The following is a 17,135-nucleotide window of genomic DNA, read 5'->3' as shown; positions in this document are numbered from 1 at the left end:
CGCACCTTGAATGCGCCAGACCCGCAGACCACCGTCCACATGTCCCTTCATCTTAACCTACAATGTCAAAGAGCCGCGAAAAACCGGCGCCCCGTCGAACTCCCTTTTACCGGAGCGACGCTGGCACCTGATCTAGCGCTGACCGATGGGGCGTTCCAGCGAGTGGCCCGCCCCGTCGAGAAGTCGGCTTATATGGGCGGTCCAACATGCCGTCAACGACAAAATGCAAAAAAGTGCGCGAGCCGCGGAACCGATCCCATTTAACAAGGACGACGCCAGTTTGTCACTGAACCGTCACCGGCGCGACCTAGCCCCCGCTCCCAACGGCACAACGCCGTATCAACAACATATTTGGGGGTTCCTCGTGAGAAAGCACGTGCTCGCTTGCACGGCCGCTATGGCCATCTGTCTGACGGCGCCCGCCGCGCTGGCGCAGGAGGCCGCGGCGCCGCAGGGTGCCGACACCGCGGCGGACGACATCATCGTCACCGGCTCCACCCGCGCCGAGCGCCGCTTCGACGTTTCTTACGCGATCAACTCGGTCTCGCAGGACGAGATCCAGCGCATCGCCCCGCTCAACACCGCCGACCTGATCGGCCAGCTTCCCGGCTTCCAGACCGAGTCGACCGGCGGCGAGGTGCAGAACATCTATCGCATCCGCGGCCTCCCCAACGACGGCGGCTTCGTCAGCTTCCAGCAGGACGGGCTGCCGCTATTCCACGAGAATGACGGCTTCTTCTTCCGCGGCGACGCGCTGATCCGCCCGGATCTGATGACCGAGCGACTCGAGGTGGTGCGCGGCGGCCCCGCCCCGGTCTACGCCAGCTACTCCGGCGCGATCGTCAACGCGGTGACCGTCACCGGACGCGACGAGTCGCGCGGCAAGGCGCGCGTGACGCTCGGCGACACCGGGCTGTACCGGCTCGACGCGGTCCAGTCGGGCAAGCTCGACGACAGCACGAATTACGCGGTCGGCGGCTTCCTGCGCTACCATGACGGCTATCGCGACAACGGCTTCCCCAACGACCGCGGCGGGCAGATCCGCGCCAACCTGACCCACGACACGGGCACCGGCACGCTCAAGGTCAGCGCCAACTATGTCAACGACCACAACGTCTTCTACCTGCCGATCCCGACCGCGGATCCGCGCGACCCGAGCCGCTCGCTCGATCGCTACATCGACTATTTCAGCGGCACGATGAACTCACCCGCGCTGCGCGACGTCAACCTGAAGTATCGCGACGGCGCCGGCGTGATCCAGGGCCGCTCGAGCGATCTCGCCACCGGTCGCCACATGCAGATGTTCAACGCCGGCGTGCAATATGACGCGGATCTCGGCGACTGGCTGGTTTCCGCCAAGGCGGGCTTCACCAAGGGCAGGCTCGACTTCACCGCTTTCTACTCGACCACCAATCCGAGCGACGGCAACGCCTTCGCCAACTCCTATCTCACCGCCTCGCGCACCGCCTTCGGGCCGGTCGCATCGATGGGCTATGTTCTTGCCGGGACCAGCACCGTCTACGACCCCTATGCCGCCTCCGGGTTGGTGGTGCAGGGCCAGTATCGCGACATCCACTCGCGCTTCTACTCGGCGCAGGGCGACCTGAGCGTCGCGCGCGCGTTCGATACCGCGATCGGACGGCACGACCTCAAGGTCGGCGTTTATGCCAGCGCCTATGGCGCGAGCGCCGAGTCGATCTACCAGAACTATCTGATCGAGGTGGCGGGCAAGCCGCGCACGCTCGACCTGGTCGCCTACTCCGCCGCAGGCGCGGTGCTCGGCCGTGTCACCGACAATGGCGCGCTCAACTATGCCGCCACGCTCACCAAGGGCGACGCCGACGCCAAGATGGTCGCGGTCTACGCCAACGACACCTGGGAGATCGTGCGCGGGCTGCGCGTCGACGCGGGCATCCGCCACGAGCGCTACGATTATGCCGGCTATGCCGCCAACACCGCGCAATACAATCTCGGCGATCCGGCCACGCTGGCGGACAATGCCACGCGCGGCTTCACCGGCACGATCACCAATCGCGAGCTCAACCCCAACATCACCAACTGGACCGCGGGCGTGAACTACGACTTCACGCGCCACTTCGGCCTCTACGCGCGCGCCTCGCACCTGGAGACGCCGCCGTCGATGCAGGTGACCTACACGATCAACCCGACGATCATCACCACCAAGGCGGACCAATATGAGGTCGGCATCAAGCTGCAGTCGGGCGGCTCGTACCTCTACGCCACCGGCTTCTACACCAACTTCGACCCGCTCAACGCCTCGTTCCTTGCCTTCGACCCCACCACCGGGCGCAACGACGTCAACGTGCCCTTCATCGGCGAGGCGCAGATCAAGGGCATCGAGCTCGACGGTCTGCTCAAGGCGACGAACTGGTTCCAGCTCAATGCCGCACTCACCGTCAGCAGCCCGGAATATCGCAACTTCCGCAGCAGCACCGGCGCCGACCCGCAGGCAGCCGAGGGCAAGCAGATCGTGCGTGAGCCCAAAGTGTACGGCAATCTGCGCCCGACCTTCCGCTTCGCCGCGGGCGACACCGACATCGACCTGTACGGCCGCTGGAACTACATGGGGAAGCGCTACGTCGACATCTACAACAACACCGCACTGCCCTCCTATTCTACCTTCGGCGCGGGCGTGACCGCGACCCGGGGCGACTGGCAGGTGCAGGTGGTCGGCGACAATCTCACCAACGCCAAGGGGCTGACGGAGGGGAACACGCGCACCGACAATCTCAGCGGGCAGGGCACCGCCAACGCCATCTATGGCCGCCCGATCTTCGGGCGCAACGTGCGGCTGACGGTGACGCGGTCGTGGTGAGCCGGCGCGCGGGTCTCGCCCTGCTCGCCGCGGCAGTGCCGCTGGCGGCAGGGGCGGCGCCCGCCACCCCGGCCAGCGCGGCGCCGGTGCGCGATCGCACCAGCGAGGCGCTGGCGGCGCGGCTGTTCCCGCTGCTGACGCGGCTGGGCACCAGCGCGGTGCCCGCCGCTCTACGCGCGGCCCGTGCCAGCCGGGCCGCCGCGTGCGGCGACGACGCCGCGTGTGTCGCGCGCGCCGCGCGCTGGGAGGCGGGGGAGATCGACGCGCTGCTAGCCGCCTTGCCCGCGCGCGCCGCCGCACTGCCTGGCCTGCCGGACGACGGCGCGGCCGCGCAGTTGCGCCGCGAGCTGCGCGGCGTCACCGCAATACTCGACGTCTATGCGCTCGGCGCCGCGCCGCGCTATCCCGCGATCGACGGACCGGAAGTGGCGCCGGACAGCGCCGAGGCGCGCACCCGGCTCCGCGCCGCGGTGGCACTCGCAGCGACCCCGCGCGCGGGCACGCTCGATCCCAGCGTCGAGCTCGCACTGGGCCTGCTCGCGACCAACGATCGCACCGATGCCATCGGCGTCAGCGCCGGGCCGGCCGGCCCGCTCGACGCGCCGGCACGGCGCCGTGCGCGCGCGCTGGACTGGTCGCGCTATCGTTACAGCGCGCTGATCGTCACTGGCGTCGGCCCCGAAGTACCCGACATGCCGCTCAGCCCGGGCGGCCAATATCATGTTCGCCTCGCGGCGAGCCGCTACGCCGCGGGGGATGTCGCGCTGATCATCGTCAGCGGCGGCCGCGCCCATCCGCGCGCGACGCGCTTCACCGAAGCGGTCGAGATGCGCCGCGCGCTGATCGAGCGCTATGGCGTGCCGGCGACGGCGATCGTGCTTGAGCCCTATGCGCGGCACACCACTACCAACCTGCGCAACGCGACCCGCGAGCTGGCCGCACTGGGCGCGCCGCTCGACCGGCCTGCGCTGATCGTCTGCAACCCCGAGCAGAGCCGCTATGTCGAGGGCACCGCCTTCGCCGAGCGCAACCGGCGCGAGCTCGGCTATCTGCCCGGCACGATCGGACCGCGGCGCTCGCCCACCGAGATCGAGTTCCGCCCCGCGCGCGAGTCGCTCCGGGTCGACCCGCTCGACCCGCTTGACCCCTGATACGAGGATTCGCCGATGCGCCTCCCCGCCCTGCTTGCCGCCGCGCTGCTGCTCGCCCCCGCCCCAGCATCCGCCTGGGGGCACCGCGCGCACGCTGCGATCGACCGTGCTGCGCTCGCCGCGCTTCCAGTCGACGGCCCATTGTTCCTGCGCCGCCACGCCGACATGATCGCCGATTCGGCCACGCTGCCCGACAGCTGGCGTTCGGCCAGCGAGCCGTTCAGCAAGATCGAGGAAGATCCGAACCACGGCTGGTTCCGTGAACAATTCGCCTTCCTTCGCCCGATCCCGCGCTCGCGCTACGCCTTTGTCATCGCACTCTATCGCGAGCACGAGCGGCTCAAGGAGAGCGACCCGGCGCGCGCGGTACGGACCAACGTGCGCTGGACCGGTACCTTGCCCTATGCCGCGATGGAGAGCTACGGCCGGCTGGTGGTGGCGATGCGCGCGGTGCGTGCCGCCGGTGCCGACCGACGCGCTGCCGACCTGGCAGAGGGGCAGGCCGCCTATCAGGTGGCGCTGCTCGGTCATTACATCGGCGACGGCGCGCAGCCGATGCACGATTCGATCCATCACGACGGCTGGGTCGGCGACAATCCCGCCGGTTACACGCGCGACCGCAGCGTCCATGGCCGCTTCGAGAGCGGCTTCGTCGATCTGATCGGCCTGAGCGAACGCGATCTCGCGCCGCGCCTGGCCCCGCTCGGCCACGCGCAGGGCGACTTGTTCGACGCGGTGCTGGCCTATCTCGACCTCGCCGGGAGCAAGGTGGAGCTGACCTACCAGCTCGAGAAGCGCGGCGGCTTTGCGGACCCGAAGGACGCCGCGGTGCGCGCGCTGGTGATCGAGCGCGCGGCGAGCGGCGCCGCGATGCTGCGCGACATGATCGCGCGAGCGTGGCGGGAGAGCGCGTCGGCGCCGCGGCGCGACCCGCCCGACCCGTTGGATCTCGGGGGCGCCGACTTCGATCCGGCGACAGGGTCGGCGCCGCCGGCGCGGTAAGCGGACGAGGCCTGAGTCGTTATCCCGTCCTCGAGCCGAAATCGCGCCAGTGAGCCTTTGCTCCTAACCATCGTCATCCTGGGTTGAGCCGGGATCCATGGTGCCGCAAGAGCAGCAGGCGTTGCTCTCCCAGGACGATGAATCCCGGAACGTGTCCGGGATGACGATAGTGGAAGTGAAAGCGCCACGGTCACGCCTTTGGCCGGCTCCGGTCGCGCGACCTACTCGTCCATCGTTGCGCTCGCAGGACCATGGCTCCCGGATCACGGCCGCGACGCCGATGCTCGCCGTGGCGCGAGGGACGCCGTGCCTCTTCACCCCGCCTTGATCATGCCGTGCATCGTCAGCCAGCGTGCGAAGGCGTCGAACCAACCGGTGCTCGTCGTCGCCTTGGGGTACATGCCGAAGCCATGGCCGCCCTGCTCGTAGAAATGGAATTCCACCGGCCGCTTCGCCGCGCGCCAGCGCTCGACCAGGCCGAACCCGCCATTGGCGAAAAATGGGTCATCCGCGGCCAGCGCGATGAACAGCGGCGGCGCGCCTGCAGGAACGTCGACCGCGGTGAGCGGCCCGTAGATGTCGCCAATGAACGCGGGGCGCGCCTCGGTCGAGGTGAGCGTGGTGGCGAGCGTCAGCATCGCGCCCGCCGAAAAGCCGACCATGCCAATCTTCTGCGGGTCGACGTGCCACTCCACGGCGCGGCGACGCACCAGCGCGAAGGCCGCGTTGGCGTCGGCGAGCTGCGGGGCGAGCTGGGTCGCCATCGCTGCAGGTTCCGGGCGCGGCGGGCGCGCCGCGGTGCCCGAGAACATCGCCCGCATCGATTCGGCGAAGGCGGGCATTCCGCTGGGCGTCTGGTTGAGCCGATACTTCAGCACGAACGCGGCGATACCGCGCGCGGCGAGCGCGCGCGCCACGTCATAGCCCTCATTCTCCATCGAGAGCGTGCGAAATCCGCCGCCCGGCGCCACGATCACGGCCGCCCCGCTCGCGCGCGCCGGATCCGGCAAGAACGGCGTGAGCGTCGCTTCGGTGACGTTGCGGGTAAAGACGCTGCCATATTGGCGGAACCACGATTCCTTCACCGTCGCGCCGGGGAGAGCGCCAGTGCCGAGCGGCAGCGCGCCGGGCTGCGACGGAGTCGCGATCGGAGTCATCTGGTCGTCCTGCGCCGCGGCGGGGCAGGACGAGGCCGCGGCCAGCGCGGCGGCGAGGCCGGACAATAGATGGCGTCGCGCGCGCGTGACGACGGAACGGTGCATCTCACTCTCCCATGTTATCGTTAACACGAGCCTATGCGGCAGACGTCAGGCTGTCCATAGCGCTCGCTGTGTCGGCGCCTCGCCGACGCGCGGGCTGACACGATGCACGGCCGTGCGCTATGAGCGAATGATGTCGCAGCCGCGCCAAGTGCTGATCGTCGGCGGGGGCACCGCCGGCTGGCTCACCGCCGCCTATCTGGCGCGCGCGCTCGGCGCCGGCACGGCGATCACCTTGCTGGAATGCCCCGAGATCGGAACGATCGGCGTGGGCGAAGGCGCCTTCCCAACGATTCGCGCGACGCTCCGCTTCCTCGGCATCGACGAGGGCACGTTCGTGCGCGAGGCCGGCGCTACGTTCAAACAGGGGGTGCGCTTCACCGGCTGGCAACCCGCCGCAGCGGATGAGCCGCACAGCTACTTTCACCCGTTCGATCCGCCCTATGAAGCCGAGACGAGCCTGGTGCCGCTCTGGCTCGAGCAGGACGCGCACGCCCGACTGCCCTTTGCCGAGGCGGTGACGATCCAGCACCGCGTCGCGGCGGCACGACGCGCGCCCAAGCTGCCCGCGGAGGGGGATTACGCCGGCCCGCTCAACTATGCCTTCCACTTCGACGCGGCGCGCTTCGCCGCGCTGCTGGCGGCGCGCGCGCGCGCGCTGGGCGTGACACACCATGCCGGGTGGCTGCGCGAGGTGGTGCTGGCAGCCGACGGCACGATCGCCCGCGTCGAGAGCGACGCGGGTTCGCTCGTGGCCGACCTCTATGTCGATTGCACCGGCTTCCGCGCCGAGCTGATCGGCCGCGCGCTGGGCTCGCGCTTCCACTCGGTCGCGGACCAGTTGTTCACCGATCGCGCGCTCACGTGCAAGCTGCCGTACGCGGATCCGGACGCGCCGATCGAGAGCGCCACCCTGGCCGCCGCGCATGCAGCCGGTTGGATCTGGGACATCGGGCTCGCCGGGGCGCGGGGGATCGGTTGCGTCTACGCCAGCCGCTATATGAGTGATGACGAAGCGGCGGCGACGCTGGCGCGCTACCTCGGACGCGACGCGGCGGCTGTGACGCCGCGGCCGATCCACTTCGCGCCCGGCTGGCGCGAGCGCTCGTGGGTCGGCAATTGCGTCGCGGTCGGGCTGGCGAGCGGCTTCCTCGAGCCGCTCGAATCGACCGGGGTGGTGCTGATCGAGGCGGCGGCGGCGATGATCGCGGAACTGCTGCCCGCGCGCGGGCCGGTGAACCCTCCGGCGGCGCGCTTCAATGCGCTGATGGCGGCGCGCTTTGAGAATATCGCGGCCTTCCTGAAGCTGCATTACTGCCTCAGCCGCCGCCCCGAGCCGTTCTGGCGCGACAACGCCGACCCCGCGACGATGCCGGCGCGGCTGCGTGGCTGGCTCGATCAGTGGCGGCACCGTCCACCGAGCCGGTTCGACTTCGAGCTGGAGAGCGAGACCTTCGCGCCCTTCAACTATCAATATATCCTCTACGGCATGGGCTTCCACAGCGACGGTGGCGCGACCGACCAAGCGGAGGCCGCGCGGCTGTTCGCGCGGCTGCGCGCCTTTGCGGAGCGCGCCGTGCGCGACCTGCCGCCGCATCGCACGCTGGTGGATCAGCTCGCTGCGCGCGCGCTCACCCCCGCGCGAACAGGTTCCTGAGCCAGAACGGCCCGCCGCGCGCGGCCTCGCGCCAGTCGAGCTCCTCGTCGGGGGCGCCCGCGACGTAGCGCCATGGATTGACCGTGCGCACCTTGCCGGGGCGGTAATGGGCGGGGTGCGGCGTCGCCAGCGTGAGACCGTGCTCCAGCGCGGTCGCGGCGAGCAATGCGTCGCGCGGCTCCGCATAGCCCAACGCAGCCGCGCGCCGCGCTACCGCGGCATCGACCGGCAGGACGCGGCCGTCGAAGGCGGCAGGAACGGCCTCCTCGGCCCAGCGCCGCAGCATCCCCGCCGCGCTCTTGTCCGCGCGTTCGAGCTGGAGCAGCGCCGTGGCGAGCTCACCCAGCGTGAGCGCCGAGATGAACAACGCGGTACGCGGCTGGCTCGCCGCCCAGGCCGCCACCGCGGGATCTGCCGTTCCCGCCTTGGCATGACGCAGCGCCCAGACGAGTTCGGTATCGAGCAGGTGCATCAGCGTGCCCAGCGCGTGATCGCGCGCCAGTCCGGTTCGAAGGCGATCGGTTCAGCGAGCGCGAGCCGGTCGGCCAATGTGTCGCCCTGCCCCGCGAGCTGACGGAACGACTCGAAGCTGAGCAGCACGTGCGTCGGTCGCCCGCGGTCGGTGATCAGCACGGGTTCGCGCGCCGCCAGCCGCTTCGCCTGGCTGACGTCCTGATTGAAGACCCGGCTCGAGAGCGTTCGCACGTACCTACCTGCCTAACCATGACGGCCTGCTTTGTAGGTACGATACTACAATGTGACCGCCTCGCAACGTTTCCGCATCTGGTCGCCGAAATCGACGGGTAAGAACGGCCAAACCCTTGCGCCTGATCCGCATCCTCTTCTTCTTGCGCAACGAGAGCGGGCGTGTCCGCCGGGGGGAGGAGCAACGATGAGCGACTGGGGCGCCAGCCTGTGGACGACGGTGACGAACGTCCTGGAACCGCATGGACCGGCCACCGCAGCCGCGGCGCGCAGCTATGCGCCGGGCGATTTCTCGATCCACCTCTTCCTCCAGCTCGCGGTCATCCTGCTCGCCTGCCGCGTCATCGGCTGGCTCGGGCGCAAGCTGCTCGGCCAGCCGCAAGTGGTGGGTGAGATGATCGCCGGCGTGGTGCTCGGCCCCTCGCTGCTGGGGCTGCTGTTCCCGGGGCTGCAGGGCGCGATCTTCCCCAAGGAGACGAAGAACGTGCTCTACGCCGGCGCGCAGCTCGGCGTCGGATTGTACATGTTCCTCGTCGGCACCACGCTGCGGCTCGATCATTTCCGCACCAAGGCACGCAGCGCCTCGTTCGTGTCGATGGCAGGGATCGCCGCGCCCTTCGCGATCGCGGTGCTGATCACCCCATTACTGCTCGGTGTTCCCGGCCTATTCGCGAGCGGGATCAGCCAGGCGAATGCGACGCTGTTCCTGGGTGCCTGCATCGCGCTCACCGCCTTCCCGATGCTGGCGCGGATCATCAACGAGCGCGGCCTGGCAGACAGTTCGCTCGGCACGCTGTCGCTCACCGCGGGCGCGTTCGATGACGCCTGCTCCTGGTGCGTGCTGGCGCTGGTGCTCGCCACGTTCGGCGGCGGCGCGGGCGTGGCGATCCTTGCGATCGGCGGCGGGCTGCTGTGGGCGCTGATCGTGATCCTCGCCGGACCGCGGCTGCTCGCGCCGATCGCGCGACGGGTCGAGCGCGAGGGCGAGCTCAGCCTCGCCAATTTCGCGCTGGTGATGATCGCCTTCTGCGTCTCCGCCTTTCTGATGGACGTGGTCGGCATCCACGCCATCTTCGGCGGCTTCATCCTTGGTGCGGTGATGCCGCGGGGGCTGCTGACCGCCGAGATCAAGCGCAAGCTCGAGCCGCTGACGGTGGTGCTGCTGCTGCCGATGTTCTTCACCTATTCGGGGCTGAACACGCGGATGGACATGGTGAACTCGCCCGAGCTGCTGCTGATCGCGCTGGGCGTGCTGGCCGCCTCGGTGATCGCTAAGGGCGGCGCCTGCTATCTCGCCGCGCGACTCTCGGGCGAGGACAATCGCACCGCCTTGGGGATCGGCGCACTGATGAACTCGCGCGGGCTGATGGAGCTTATCATCATCAACATCGGCCTGCAGAAGGGCATTATCGGGCCGACGCTCTTCTCGATGCTGGTGCTGATGGCGATCGTGACCACGATGATGGCCAGCCCGCTGTTCGAGCTGTTCTATGGTCGTCACGGCCGCGAGAGCGGCGAACTGGCGCGACTCGACCGCACGCTGGCCGAAGTGGGGTGACGCGACGAGAAGCGCCGGCCGCGGGAGGCGCTCGCCATTATGGGTCGACGCGAGCGGACGGGAAAGCGACGGTCACCAATCGCCTACCCGCCCCCTCATGGCAGCGGGTCTGGCTGATCGGCGGTTAATCTTGATCGCGCCACGCGCGGTGGCGAGACGAGCGCCATGTCGGACGCCCACCCCCTGCCCGCCCCTTCCGCCGCCGCCGACGCGCGGGTGCTGCCATGGTAAGGGGCGTTGCGCGCAAGTCGCGCCGGCTGCTCGCCTGGATCGCGCCGATCGTCGCCGCGCTGCCGCTCGCTTTCTATCTCGGCGGCACGTTGCTCACCTTGGGGGCGTTCGCGCCGGTCGGGCTCGCCGGACTGGGCGCGTTCAACGTCTCCGAGCTGGCGACCGCCGGCTGGCTCACGCTCGGCCCCGCCACGCTGGTCCTCGCCGCGGTGGCGGTGATCGCAGCATTGATCATGTGGCCGGTGGCCGAGCTGTTGACGCGGGCGCTGCTCGCCCGCGCGCCGCGGTCGACGGGCGTCGCAGTCGGGGTGGCAGGCGTCGCGTTCTGCGCCTATGCGCTGGCCACGGTCGACGGCGTGTTTCACTTCCTCATCGCCGTGTTTGCGCTCCTCGTGCTGGCGACGCTGGTGCTCGCGCAGCTGACCCGGACCGAGGCGGCGATGCGCGCGCACGTGCGTCCGCTCGGCTGGTTCGTGCTCTGCTTCGGCGTGGCGTTCGGCTTTGTCGCGCTCGGCGAGGCGGCATCGCCGTTCGGGTCGCGGACGGGCCCAGTCACACCGTCGCTGTTCATCACCGCGCACGCGCGGCGCTGCGTCTACCCGGTGCTACTCGGGCGCACCCGCCTGCTCTATGCCGATCAGGGCCGCGTCTTTCTTTCCGATTACGAGGAGAAGAGCCTGGTTCAGGTCGGACGCATTCCCGCAAGTGCGCCGCTGCTTCGCCACCCGCAAACGTGCGAGCACGCGAACGTGACGCTTCCCGGGTGGCTGCAATGACGGGACGGCAGGTCTGACTCAGCGACGCACCAGCACGTCCGGCCCGATCGCCGCAATGTCGGTACAGCCGGTAAGCGCCATGGCGACGCGCATCTCCGCCTCGATCAGCGCGAGCATCCGCGCGACCCCCGCCTCGCCGCCGGCGGCGAGCGCATAGGCCCAGGCCCGCCCGAGCAGCACCCCGCGCGCGCCGAGCGCCAGCATCCGCACCACGTCCAGGCCGGTGCGCACCCCGCCGTCCGCCAGCACGGTCAAACGGTCGCCCACCGCCTCCGCGATCGCGGGCAGCGCGCGCGCGGTGGAGGGCACGCCATCGAGCTGGCGGCCACCGTGGTTGGACACCACCAGCCCGTCGGCGCCCAGCGCCGCTGCCTCGCGCGCGTCCTCGGCGTCGAGCACGCCCTTGAGAATCAGGGGGCCGGTCCAGTCCTGCCGCACCGCCTCCAGGTCACGCCACGTCACCGTGGGATCGAAGTTGTTGCGCATCCAGCCGAGGAAATCCTCCAGCCCGGTCGCGTTGCCAAGCACGGGCGCGACATTGCCGAGCTGATGCGGTCGACCGTGCACACCGACGTCCCACGCCCAGCGCGGCCGTCGCAGTGCCTGGCCGAACCGCCGCGCCGCGCCACGCCACCCGCTCGCTCCCGCCAGCCCCGACCGATAATCGCGGTAGCGTGACCCGGGCACCGGCATATCGACCGTGAACATCAAAGCGTTGCACCCGGCGGCGCGCGCCTGATCGAGCAAGTCGCGCATGAAGCCGCGGTCGCGAATCATGTAGAGCTGAAACCAGAACGGCCGGGTCGTGCCGCGCGATACCTCCGCGATCGGGCAGGCCGACACGGTCGACAGGCAGAACGGCACGCCGGCTGCTTCCGCGGCGCGCGCCGCCTGGACCTCGCCACGCCGCGCGTTCATCCCGGCGAGGCCGATCGGCGCCAGCGCGACCGGCAGCGCCATCCGCTCGCCGAACAGCTCGGTCGACAGGTCGATCGTACCGATGTCGCGCAGCACGCGTTGGCGCAGCTCGATCGTTTCGAGATCGGCGACGTTCCGTCGCAACGTCGTCTCGCTGTACGAGCCGCCATCGATATATTCGAACAGGAAAGGCGGCAGGCGGCGTCGCGCAAGCTCGCGGAAATCGAGGGTGGAGGCGACGATTGTCATGGGCTCAGGGTTCACGAAGGCGATCGCGCGATGTAGCGCATAGGTGCAACCTGCATCCACTGGCGGCGGATGGCAACGTCCGCGGTCCACCATCTCCAGCCTTCGAGGTGATCACGATGAAACTCTGCCGCTATGGTGCGAAGGGGGCCGAGAAGCCCGCGCTGGTCGACGACGCGGGTGCGCTGCGCGACCTGTCGGGCGTGATCACCGACATCACCGCGGGCGAACTCGCACCGGCCGCGCTGGCGCGGCTGGCCGCGCTCGATCCCGCCACGCTGCCGCTGGTCGAGGGCAGCCCGCGCTACGGCGTGCCCGTCCGCGGCCCGCAGAAGTTCGTCGCGATCGGGCTCAATTACGCCGACCATGCGGCCGAGTCGAACCTGCCGATCCCGTCCGAGCCGGTGGTGTTCAACAAATGGGTGAATTGCCTGCAGGGCGCGAACGACCCGGTCGTGATCCCGCGCGACAGCCGCAAGACCGACTGGGAGGTCGAGCTGGGCGTCGTGATCGGCACGCGTGCCAGCTATGTCGAGGAGTCGGACGCGCTGGCGCATGTCGCCGGCTATGTTGTGGTGAACGACGTGTCCGAGCGCCATTGGCAACAGGAGCGCGGCCCGACCTGGGACAAAGGCAAGGGCTTTCCGACGTTCGGCCCTGTCGGGCCGTGGCTGGTCACCGCGGACGAGGTCGGCGATCCGCAGCAATTACGGCTGTGGCTCGCGGTGAACGGCCAGCGCGTGCAGGACGGCTCAACCGCGACGATGATCTTCACCGTCGCGCAGATCGTTGCTTATTGCTCGCAGTTCATGACGCTGGAGCCGGGCGACATCATCACCACGGGTACGCCGCCGGGCGTCGGGCTGGGGCAGAAGCCAGAGCCCTGGTATCTCAAGGCCGGCGACGTCGTCGAGCTCGGCATCGAGAAGCTGGGCGAGCAGCGGCAGGAGTTCGTCGCCTGGTCGCGCGAGGCGCTGGGCTGAGCCGACGATCGCGTCCCGGCCGTCGTCCGGGACGCGGCTCGGGTCCACCTTTGGCAGCGCCCCGGCCGGGGGCGCTCGCGCTATCATGGACCTGAGACCAGCGTCGGGGTGACGACCGGCTGCGCCGCCCGCGTCAGAACGACGGTCTGTCGCTCTCCCGCTCGGCCGAGGCCGGCAACCGGGTGGTCCGCGCCGTCGCGCGCTCACGCCGCACATTGACCGCGATCGAGGCGACCACCGCGACCGTCGCGGCGGCGAAACCCCAGCGCCGGATCGATCCCTCGCGGTCGTGCTGCCACGCCGCACGTGCGCCCATCTCGGCCGGCACGTTCGGCACGCGCCCACGCGACAGGTCTTCCGCCACGCCCTCGATCATATCAACCCGGTCGGCGCCGAGCAGGATCAGCCAGTGGAGCCAGTTCGACTCGCTCCAGCGGAAGGCGGCGCGGCGCATCGCCCCGCTTACCCCGCGCGGCGGCACCGACGTGCCCACCACGGCGGGCTGACGGACGTGCTCGATCGACTGAAGGATCTCGACGCCCGGGCGCTGCACCGGTGGGCGGTTCCAGTCGCGCGTCAGCCCGTGATCGCGCGACTGGTCGCGGATCGGATAGGTGGGATCGTTGCGCACGTCCGCGTCGACGCCCCAGCCGCGGATCGTCGCGGGATCGGCCAGCGCAGGGCTCAGCGTCTTGGCGGCGCGCTCCACCGCTTGGTCCTCAGCGGGCATGGGGCACCAGTACCGGCTTGATGCAGCCGTCCAATTTGTCGGCGAACAGGCGGTACGCGTCGGCGATGTCGCTCAGCGGCACGCGGTGCGTGATCATCGCCTTGGGATCGATCCGTCCTTCGCGAACATGCTCGATCAGCCGCGGCAGCAAACGCTTGACCGAGGCCTGGTTGGCGCGGATCGTGATGCCCTTGTTCACGACGTTGCCGATCGGGACCATGTTGCCCGTCGGCCCATAGACCCCGACGATCGACACGATACCGCCCTTCTTCACCGAGTTGATCGCCCAGTGCAGCGCGATGGCGGAGCCCGCCTCGAGCTTGAGCTTGCTGCCGAACAGCCACTGCCACGCATTGCCGCGCGCATCGCCGCCGACCGCGTCGATCGCGACATCGACGCCGAGCCCGTCGGTGGTCTTCTTCAGAAACACGACGACATCGTCGATTTCTTTGAAGTTGTAGACCTCCGCCGGGCCATAGGTGCGCACGAAGTCGAGCCGGTAATCGTGCATGTCGAGCACGATCACGCGCCCCGCGCCGAACAGCCACGCCGCGCGCGCCGCCATGATCCCGACCGGGCCTGCGCCGAACACCACGACCGTGTCGCCTTTCTGGATGCCGCCCATCTCGGCGGCCTGATAGCCCGTCGGCACCACATCGGTGAGCAGCACCGCGTCGTCGGGGTCCATCCAGTCCGGGATCTTGGTCGGACCGACGTCGGCGTAAGGGACGCGGACATACTCGGCCTGCCCGCCGTCATAGCCGCCCGCGGTGTGCGAATAGCCGAAGATCCCACCCAGCGCGGTGGCCTCCGGATTGGCCTCATGGCAGTTGCCGAACAGCCCCTGCTGGCAGAAATGGCACTGGCCGCAGGCGATGTTGAACGGCACCAGCACATGGTCGCCCGGCGCGATCCGCTCGACCTCGGCCCCGACCTCCTCGACGACGCCGCAGAACTCATGGCCGAAGGTGCTGCCGATCCGCGTGTCGGGCACCATCCCGTGGTAAAGGTGCAGGTCCGAACCGCAGATGCATGAGCGCGTCACCCGGACGATCGCGTCGCGCGGGTGGAGGATTTGCGGCATCGGCTTGTGCGAGAGGCGGACCCGGTAGGGCCCGCGATAGTCCATCGCCAGCATCGCTGCTCCCAGATATGACGAGGCGAGATCGCCGAAGGCCAAGCTAACGTCCTGTTTTCGAAGCGGGTTCCGCTTCGGCTCGCGGATCGCGGGCGGTCACAACATCGATCAGTCACTTCGCGGCAGCTATACATGCGCGTGCGCCTGCGACGGGAACAGCGCTCCCGCGGCGTCGTTGCAGCGCGGACGGCAAGGAGCGGATGTGATGGCACAGGAACAAGGCGCGCGCGAACGTCGCGGGCAGACGATCGCGTTGACGGCGGCTCTGGGGGTCGCCGCAGGATTGGTCGCCAACCTGCTACGCAAGGCGGTGGTGCAGGCCCCCACCGTGCTCGCAGGTCGCTGGGACGAGGCATTGGCGGCGGAGCATGCCGCCGCGCTCAAGCTGTTCGACGCGCTCGAAGCGACTCCCGATCACGCCACCGGCCGGCGCACCACGCTGCTGGCACAGCTCAAGCACGCGATCGCCAAACATGCGTTCCAGGAAGAGAATGTGGTGTATGCCGAGATGCGCGACCACGGCCTCACCACGGCCGCCGATCAGCTCAATCACGAGCATGGCTATGTGAAGCAGTATTTCTTCGAGCTCGGGCGGATGGCGAAGAACGACCCGGCCTGGCTGCCGAAGCTGCGCGAGTTCCGCGGGATGATTGAGCACCATATGCACGAGGAGGAAGACGACCTCTTCCCCAAGCTTCGTGCCGAGCTCAGCGACGAGCAGAACCGCGCGGTCACCGCCAGGATGAACCGCGAAGGGCTCATCCTGGCGTAACCGGACTGGCGTCAGTCGCCGACGACACCGCGCCCGGCGACCTTCTCATAGGCCGATAGCTCGTCGCCGACAGCCACCTTGGCGGCGAGGTCGTCGGCGCGGGCGCGATCCTTGGCAGCGCGCTTGGGATCGTCCGGGTCGCCATCGGGATCGGCGGCGCCGACATTGGGGCTGGCAGGTACGTACAGGACCGGCTGGTCCTCGCGGTCATCGGACATGCGTCTCTCTCCTTCGCGCCACCAACGCGTCATGTCCGCAACGGTGCCGCGGCGATCAGGCCGGACGCCCTCAGTTCGCCATGATCCGTTCGGCGTGACGCGCCAGATGCGTGAGGTCGTAGACGTCGAACAGTCCGACGCGCGGGCTCGTGTCCGCGACGCACAGCGCGCCGAGCGCGAAGCCGGCATGGTCGACCAGCGGCACCCCGGCGTAGAAGCGAATGTGAGGGTAGCCGAGCACCGAGGGGTTGGCGACGAAGCGGCGATCGTCGCGGGCGTCGGCCACGATCATCGGTTCGCCGGGACGCAGGATGGTATAGCCGCAGAAGGAATCATCGCGTGGGCCTTCCTCCGCGTCGATGCCGAAGCGCGCCGCCAGCCACTGCCGCGAGCGATCGACGACCGAGATCGCCGCGAGGGGCGCGCGCGTGAGCCGCGCCGCTTCGGTGACAATCCGCTGCAGCTCGGGATTGCGCGGACGTCGAAAGATCCCGCAGGCGTCCACCGCGCGCTGGCGAAGCGCCTCGTCGGGAGGATACGGGATGCTCGCTCCCATCAGATCAGCAGGTCGGCACTGGGCCGCGGCGGAAAGCGCAGCTTGGCCTCCACCTCGCGCATATAGCGCTCCACCTCCTGCGCGGCACGTATGTCGGTGAGCGAACCCGCCACTCGCGCGGCGACTTCCAGCTCGTTCTTGAGCTTACGCGGATCGTCCACGACGGCTCTCCTCACGTCATTATTGTGTCAGCCGATCTGACATAAAGGTCTTAACAGAAGGTAAAGACTATTCTTAACGGGCAGATAACCAAGGGCCTAAGCAGCTCAATCAACGCGTGAATCTCGCGCGCGTGGCAGCAGGCTGGCGGGCGGGGAGCGCGCCTCAGTCAGGGGCATCCTGAACTCGCTGCCGCTTGTGTAGAATAACGGGAGACGAGCCATCATCCCGTCCCTCGGC

General features: G+C 69.1%; 17 protein-coding genes. 8 read left to right on the top strand and 9 right to left on the bottom strand.

Translation table 11 applies throughout. The features are described 5' to 3' along the window. Positions 1-397 precede the first annotated feature (397 nt). Genes ACMGDM_RS18705 through ACMGDM_RS18695 form a run of 3 tightly spaced genes read left to right on the top strand, consistent with a single transcriptional unit; the run spans position 398 to position 4,989 of the window. A complete protein-coding gene (locus tag ACMGDM_RS18705) occupies positions 398-2,836 on the top strand; it encodes a TonB-dependent receptor (RefSeq protein ID WP_436805638.1) in 2,439 nt (812 codons plus the stop codon). Next, positions 2,833-3,987, top strand: coding sequence for a YdcF family protein (locus ACMGDM_RS18700; RefSeq protein WP_436805637.1), 1,155 nt, complete (start codon positions 2,833-2,835; stop codon positions 3,985-3,987). Before ACMGDM_RS18705 ends, ACMGDM_RS18700 begins: the two co-directional genes overlap by 4 nt. A gap of 15 nt (positions 3,988-4,002) precedes the next feature. Further along, positions 4,003-4,989, top strand: coding sequence for a phospholipase C/P1 nuclease family protein (locus ACMGDM_RS18695; RefSeq protein WP_436805636.1), 987 nt, complete (start codon positions 4,003-4,005; stop codon positions 4,987-4,989). A gap of 314 nt (positions 4,990-5,303) precedes the next feature. On the opposite strand, the gene ACMGDM_RS18690 is transcribed toward ACMGDM_RS18695, so the two are convergent. After that, the gene (locus ACMGDM_RS18690; RefSeq protein ID WP_436805635.1) at positions 5,304-6,251 is read right to left on the bottom strand and encodes an alpha/beta hydrolase; all 948 of its coding nucleotides are present in this window, start codon (positions 6,249-6,251) and stop codon (positions 5,304-5,306) included. 130 nt (positions 6,252-6,381) lie between these two features. Between ACMGDM_RS18690 and ACMGDM_RS18685 the strand changes: the two genes are divergently transcribed. After that, entirely contained in the window at positions 6,382-7,905 is a 1,524-nt protein-coding gene (locus ACMGDM_RS18685; RefSeq protein ID WP_436805634.1) for a tryptophan halogenase family protein, read from the top strand. Here the strand turns inward: ACMGDM_RS18685 and ACMGDM_RS18680 are convergent. Together ACMGDM_RS18680 and ACMGDM_RS18675 are read right to left on the bottom strand one after the other, a co-directional pair. Next, positions 7,880-8,377 (bottom strand): PIN domain-containing protein, encoded by a 498-nt coding sequence (locus tag ACMGDM_RS18680; protein ID WP_436805633.1) that lies wholly within the window; start codon positions 8,375-8,377, stop codon positions 7,880-7,882. The genes ACMGDM_RS18685 and ACMGDM_RS18680 overlap by 26 nt on opposite strands. After that, positions 8,377-8,610: a type II toxin-antitoxin system Phd/YefM family antitoxin gene (locus tag ACMGDM_RS18675; RefSeq protein ID WP_436805632.1), complete on the bottom strand. Its 234-nt coding sequence runs from the start codon at positions 8,608-8,610 to the stop codon at positions 8,377-8,379. The genes ACMGDM_RS18680 and ACMGDM_RS18675 overlap by 1 nt, the downstream gene beginning before the upstream one ends. Positions 8,611-8,797: 187 nt before the next feature. Here ACMGDM_RS18675 and ACMGDM_RS18670 point away from each other — a divergent pair, with 187 nt between their 5' ends. After that, a complete protein-coding gene (locus ACMGDM_RS18670) occupies positions 8,798-10,168 on the top strand; it encodes a cation:proton antiporter (protein WP_436805631.1) in 1,371 nt (456 codons plus the stop codon). A 224-nt stretch (positions 10,169-10,392) separates the two neighbouring features. Continuing rightward, positions 10,393-11,175, top strand: a complete 783-nt coding sequence (locus tag ACMGDM_RS18665; RefSeq protein ID WP_436805630.1) for a hypothetical protein — start codon at positions 10,393-10,395, stop codon at positions 11,173-11,175. An 18-nt stretch (positions 11,176-11,193) separates the two neighbouring features. Here the strand turns inward: ACMGDM_RS18665 and lldD are convergent, their stop codons facing one another. Then, positions 11,194-12,342, bottom strand: a complete 1,149-nt coding sequence (gene lldD / locus ACMGDM_RS18660) for an FMN-dependent L-lactate dehydrogenase LldD (protein WP_436805629.1) — start codon at positions 12,340-12,342, stop codon at positions 11,194-11,196. A 116-nt stretch (positions 12,343-12,458) separates the two neighbouring features. On the opposite strand from lldD, the gene ACMGDM_RS18655 reads away from it, so the two are divergent. Next, entirely contained in the window at positions 12,459-13,322 is an 864-nt protein-coding gene (locus ACMGDM_RS18655; protein ID WP_436805628.1) for a fumarylacetoacetate hydrolase family protein, read from the top strand. Positions 13,323-13,455: 133 nt separating this feature from the next. Here ACMGDM_RS18655 and ACMGDM_RS18650 read toward each other — a convergent pair whose 3' ends face one another. Beyond that, positions 13,456-14,052 (bottom strand): hypothetical protein, encoded by a 597-nt coding sequence (locus tag ACMGDM_RS18650; protein ID WP_436805627.1) that lies wholly within the window; start codon positions 14,050-14,052, stop codon positions 13,456-13,458. After that, positions 14,042-15,232 (bottom strand): zinc-dependent alcohol dehydrogenase, encoded by a 1,191-nt coding sequence (locus ACMGDM_RS18645; RefSeq protein WP_436805626.1) that lies wholly within the window; start codon positions 15,230-15,232, stop codon positions 14,042-14,044. Before ACMGDM_RS18645 ends, ACMGDM_RS18650 begins: the two co-directional genes overlap by 11 nt. Positions 15,233-15,395: 163 nt before the next feature. Here ACMGDM_RS18645 and ACMGDM_RS18640 point away from each other — a divergent pair, with 163 nt between their 5' ends. Beyond that, on the top strand, positions 15,396-15,962 hold the full coding sequence (locus ACMGDM_RS18640; protein ID WP_436805625.1) for a hemerythrin domain-containing protein: 567 nt from the start codon (positions 15,396-15,398) through the stop codon (positions 15,960-15,962). Between the two features lie 11 nt (positions 15,963-15,973). On the opposite strand, the gene ACMGDM_RS18635 is transcribed toward ACMGDM_RS18640, so the two are convergent. The 3 genes from ACMGDM_RS18635 to ACMGDM_RS18625 form a co-directional block, all read right to left on the bottom strand. Continuing rightward, positions 15,974-16,180 (bottom strand): hypothetical protein, encoded by a 207-nt coding sequence (locus ACMGDM_RS18635; RefSeq protein WP_436805624.1) that lies wholly within the window; start codon positions 16,178-16,180, stop codon positions 15,974-15,976. Between the two features lie 70 nt (positions 16,181-16,250). Then, on the bottom strand, positions 16,251-16,736 hold the full coding sequence (locus tag ACMGDM_RS18630; RefSeq protein ID WP_436805623.1) for a GAF domain-containing protein: 486 nt from the start codon (positions 16,734-16,736) through the stop codon (positions 16,251-16,253). Further along, positions 16,736-16,897, bottom strand: coding sequence for a hypothetical protein (locus ACMGDM_RS18625; protein ID WP_436805622.1), 162 nt, complete (start codon positions 16,895-16,897; stop codon positions 16,736-16,738). The genes ACMGDM_RS18630 and ACMGDM_RS18625 overlap by 1 nt, the downstream gene beginning before the upstream one ends. Positions 16,898-17,135 lie beyond the last annotated feature (238 nt).

The sequence above is a fragment of the Sphingomonas larreae genome (assembly GCF_051400595.1).
Taxonomy (GTDB): domain Bacteria; phylum Pseudomonadota; class Alphaproteobacteria; order Sphingomonadales; family Sphingomonadaceae; genus Sphingomonas.
This window is presented reverse-complemented; position numbering and strand designations above follow the sequence as displayed.